Origin of the sequence: Streptomyces boluensis, from assembly GCF_009908195.1 — a bacterium.
GTDB classification, from domain to species: domain Bacteria; phylum Actinomycetota; class Actinomycetes; order Streptomycetales; family Streptomycetaceae; genus Streptomyces; species Streptomyces boluensis.
Genome location: NZ_JAAAHS010000549.1, coordinates 1 through 3,730 on the forward strand (window position 1 = coordinate 1; position 3,730 = coordinate 3,730).

A 3,730-nucleotide genomic window follows, 5' to 3' on the forward strand; every position below is an offset into this window, starting at 1 on the left:
AGGTAAGAGGGGAGGAGAGGTGCGGGGAGGTGTGCGGGCTGAACTGGCGCTTCAGCGCGAGGACTTGGGGTCGAGTGCGTCCCGTACCGCGTCGCCGAGGAGGTTGAAGGCGAGCACGGTGATGACCAGTGCGCCGGCGGGGACGGCCAGGAACCACGGGTCGGACAGGTACCAGTTGCCTGCCTGGGCCGCGTTGAGCATCTGGCCCCAGGACGGAGTGGGGTCCTTCACGCCGACACCGAGGAAGGAGAGCGCGGCCTCGGCGGTGATGTTGGTGGGGATCATCATGGTCGCGTAGACCAGGACGACGCCCATCACATTGGGGATGATCTGCCGGAAGATGATGCTCCGCCGGGACGCCCCGTACGCGCGGGCGGCCTCGACGAACTCCTGCTCGCGCAACGAGAGCACCTGGCCGCGCACGACGCGGGCGAGGTACGCCCAGCCGAAGAAGCCCAGGATGATCACGAGTGAGGCGATCGGCAACAGGCTCCCCGAGTCGAGTGCGGTACCGCCGAGGCGGGACTGCATGATCGGGGTCAGCGACAGCACCAGGAGCAGGTGCGGGAACGCCAGGAACAGGTCCATCACCCGGCTGATCACCATGTCGACCTTGCCGCCGAAGTAACCGGCGGCGGCGCCGAGCACCGTGCCGAGCACCACGGACACCAGGGTGGAGAGCAGCGCGATGGTCAGCGAGATCCGAGCCCCGTACGCCATGCGCGCGAAGATGTCGCGGCCGAGGCCCGGTTCGAGCCCGAGCCAGTGCTCGGGGGACGGGAAGCGGTAGTACTCCAGGGGCAGTCCCGGTGTGTAGAACTCGTCGAGGTAGTCGGACCCGGTACGGGAGGTGAACGGGTCCTGGCCCTCGATCGCCACAAGGACCGGGGCGAGGAGCGCGAACAGCACGATCAGGGCCACCACGATCAGCGCGGCGACGGCGATCCTGCTGCGCCGGATGCGGAGCCAGGCCGTGCCGAGGAGCGAGCGGGCGGTGTCGGCGCCCGCGGCCTTCCCGGCCTTCCCGGCCTTCGCCGCCTTGTCGGTGCCGGCGGGTCCGGAACGCGGTGCGGGCAAGGTGGCCACCTGGGCGTCGGCGGGCTCCGGGGCACCGACGCGGTGGGTCTGACTCGGCGGCTCATGCGGATCCGTCACGTCGGTCCTTCGGCGCTCGAGGGGCTTGGATGGCCGGGACGGTATACCAGAAGGGGGTCTCGTCAACAGGGGTGTACGACACCTCGAACCGTCCCCGACCGGCCCGCCGACCGCCACCGGCACCGCACACGCCTCACCTCCGCACCCCCGCGAACTCCACATAACCGCAGTTCAGATGGGTCGAGTGACCCGACTCCGAGCTCGCTCCAGTCACCGGCCGCGCCCCGGAATTCCCGTACGCCGGACCACGCCGGCCCCGCCTCGGCAAGCCGTATACAAGACAGCCACACGCACCTCCTTCCCCTTTGGTATGCCATTACCTACGATGGCGGCCCGCCCCGACTCCCCAGGAGGTCGTATGCGTACCCGTTGGCGTGCCCGTCACGTACTCGCCCACCAGGACGGCGGCCATGTGCTGCTCAGGGACGGCGAGTTGGTGTGGGAGGACGACGTGATCGTGTACGTCGGCCCGCGCTACGACGGCCCGGTCGACGAGGACCGCGATCTCGGCGAGTCCCTCGTGCTGCCCGGCCTGATCGACCTGGACGCGCTCACCGACATCGACCACCTCGTCCTCGACTCGTGGTCCACCCCCGAGCGCGGCCGGGGCCTGCAGTGGTCCCAGGACTACTTCAGCAACCGTCGCCACGATGTGTTCACCCCCGAAGAACGCGCCACGGTCCGCGAATACGCCCTGGTCCAGCTCGCGTTGCACGGCATCACCACGTACATGCCGATCGCGTCCGAGGTGCACAGCGCCTGGGCCGAGCCGTACGACGAGCTGGTGACCATGGCCGAGACCTCGCGCCGGCTCGGGCTGCGCGGCTACCTCGGGCCCGCCTACCGCTCCGGCGTCAACGTCGCTCTCGCCGACGGCGGCCGGGGCGTCGACTTCGACGAGGAGCGGGGCCGCGCCGGACTGCGCGACGCCGTGCGCTTCCTCGACCACCTCGACGCCCTCGACGACCCGCTGCTCACCGGGGTGCTGCTGCCCTGCCGGATCGAGACCCTCACCGAGGAACTCCTTCGCGCGACCGCCGCCACCGCCCTCGACCGGGACGTCCTGGTCCGGCTGCACGCGATGCAGGGCGCCACCGAACGTGACCTGGTGCGCCGCACGTACGGCATGACTCCGCTCGAACTCCTCGACCACACCGGCCTGTTGGACACCCGGCTGCTCATCCCGCACACCTCCGTCGTGGACCGGCACCCCGATGTGTACGGCGAGGACCGAGGCGACCTGTCCCGGCTCGCCCGCGCCGGGGTGTCCGTCGTGCACTGCCCGCAGACCTCACTGCGGTACGGCTCGGTGCTGCACTCCTTCGGCGCGTACCGGCAGGCAGGCGTCAACCTCTGCCTCGGCACCGACTCGTTCCCGCCCGACCTGGTGCGCGGCATGGACGTCGGCGTGCACCTCGCCAAGGTGGTCGACGGCCGGATGGACGCGGCCCCCGCCGAGCACTACGTCGAGGCCGCCACGCTCGGCGGGTCCCGTGCCCTGGGCCGCGACGACCTGGGGCGGATCGAGCCGGGCGCGCAGGCCGACCTGGTCGCCTTCGACATCGGCGACTTCCGCGACGGCGTGCAGGACGACCCGGTCCGTACGTTCCTGCTCAACGGCACCGCACGGCAGGCCACCGACTCCGTGGTCGCCGGCCGTCCCGTCCTCGTCGACCGCGGCATACCGGGCGTCGACCTGGACGACCTGCACAAGCGGGCCCAGCTCCTGTTCGAGCGGATGCGGGAGGCGTACGGGGAGCGTGACGAGCTGCGCCGGGACGCCGACGAGCTGTTCCCGCCGACGTTCCCGCCCTACCGGGCGCAGGCGTGACGGGTCGGCGCACCACCGACCGCCCCTCCGTACTCCCGTCCTCGCTCGCCGAGCCGGCGTCCCTCTCGCACGTGGACCGCGCCGAGCGGCTGGTCCGCGCCCGGATCCACTCCGGTACGTACGCGCAGGGCACCCGGCTGCGGGAACGGGAGCTGTCGGAGACCCTCGGCGTCTCCCGTATCCCGGTGCGGGAGGCCCTTGTGCGGCTCGCCGCGGAGGGGCTCGTGGTGCTCTCGCCGCGGCGCGGCGCCACCGTGCGCCGGCTCACCCTCAGGGATGTCGACGAGCTGTTCGACCTGCGGCTCAGCCTGGAGGTGTTCGCCGCGCGGCGGGCCGCCGAGCTCAGCGCGCGGGGGCGGTCGTGGCCCGCGCTGCAACTGATCATGGACCAGGCGGAGGCGGCCACCCGGCGCGACTGCGCCGCCGACATCGCGGCCGCCAACACCGCCTTCCACGCCGAGCTGATCACCATGACCGGCAACCGGCTCCTTCAGGCCTCGCTGCAGCCGTCCCTCGGCCTGATGCACTGGCTGTTCCGCCTCACCTCCACGGACTCGGGTCCGCGGCTGCACTGCGAGGAGCACAAGAACCTCTGCTACGCGGTGTACGCGGGCAGGCCGCAGCTCGCCGAGGCGCTGGCGTACGCCCATATCGACGCCCGTCGGGAGGTCACGCTGCAGCGGCTCAGCGCGGTGCTACCACCGGAGTGAACTAGGGGCTCCGCCCCCGATCTTCCCCCCACCC

At 71.4% G+C, this 3,730-nt stretch carries 3 protein-coding genes; 2 read left to right on the forward strand and 1 reads right to left on the reverse strand.

Annotated elements, in window-relative coordinates; all coding sequences use genetic code 11:
• Positions 1–51: 51 nt before the first annotated feature.
• Positions 52–1,077, reverse strand: coding sequence for an ABC transporter permease (locus GUY60_RS35625; RefSeq protein ID WP_188133231.1), 1,026 nt, complete (start codon positions 1,075–1,077; stop codon positions 52–54).
• A gap of 436 nt (positions 1,078–1,513) precedes the next feature.
• Here GUY60_RS35625 and GUY60_RS35630 point away from each other — a divergent pair, with 436 nt between their 5' ends.
• Both GUY60_RS35630 and GUY60_RS35635 read left to right on the forward strand, forming a co-directional pair.
• Positions 1,514–2,986, forward strand: a complete 1,473-nt coding sequence (locus GUY60_RS35630; RefSeq protein WP_161705539.1) for a chlorohydrolase family protein — start codon at positions 1,514–1,516, stop codon at positions 2,984–2,986.
• Complete coding sequence (locus tag GUY60_RS35635; protein WP_161705541.1) at positions 2,983–3,696, forward strand: GntR family transcriptional regulator; 714 nt, start codon at positions 2,983–2,985, stop codon at positions 3,694–3,696. The genes GUY60_RS35630 and GUY60_RS35635 overlap by 4 nt, the downstream gene beginning before the upstream one ends.
• Positions 3,697–3,730 lie beyond the last annotated feature (34 nt).